We start from the raw sequence: 598 nt of genomic DNA on the forward strand, positions 1-598 counted from the left end.
CCAGCCGCACCTTCCGATACGGCTACCTTGTTACGACTTCACCCCAATCATCTACCCCACCTTCGGCGGCTGGCCCCTTGCGGTTACCTCACCGACTTCGGGTGTTGTAAACTCTCGTGGTGTGACGGGCGGTGTGTACAAGACCCGGGAACGTATTCACCGCGGCATGCTGATCCGCGATTACTAGCAATTCCGACTTCATGCAGGCGAGTTGCAGCCTGCAATCCGAACTGAGACCGGCTTTTTAGGATTCGCTCCATCTCGCGACTTCGCTTCCCGTTGTACCGGCCATTGTAGTACGTGTGTAGCCCAGGTCATAAGGGGCATGATGATTTGACGTCATCCCCACCTTCCTCCGGTTTGTCACCGGCAGTCACCTTAGAGTGCCCACCTTACATGCTGGCAACTAAGATCAAGGGTTGCGCTCGTTGCGGGACTTAACCCAACATCTCACGACACGAGCTGACGACAACCATGCACCACCTGTCTCCTCTGTCCCGAAGGAAAGGTACATCTCTGTACCGGTCAGAGGGATGTCAAGACCTGGTAAGGTTCTTCGCGTTGCTTCGAATTAAACCACATACTCCACTGCTTGTGC

At 55.0% G+C, this 598-nt stretch carries 1 rRNA gene; it reads right to left on the minus strand.

The features are described from left to right. Window positions 1-598: ribosomal RNA gene (locus tag ACI48K_RS25585) — 16S ribosomal RNA — on the minus strand; the annotation flags it as partial.

The sequence above is a fragment of the Paenibacillus terrisolis genome (genome assembly GCF_056171975.1).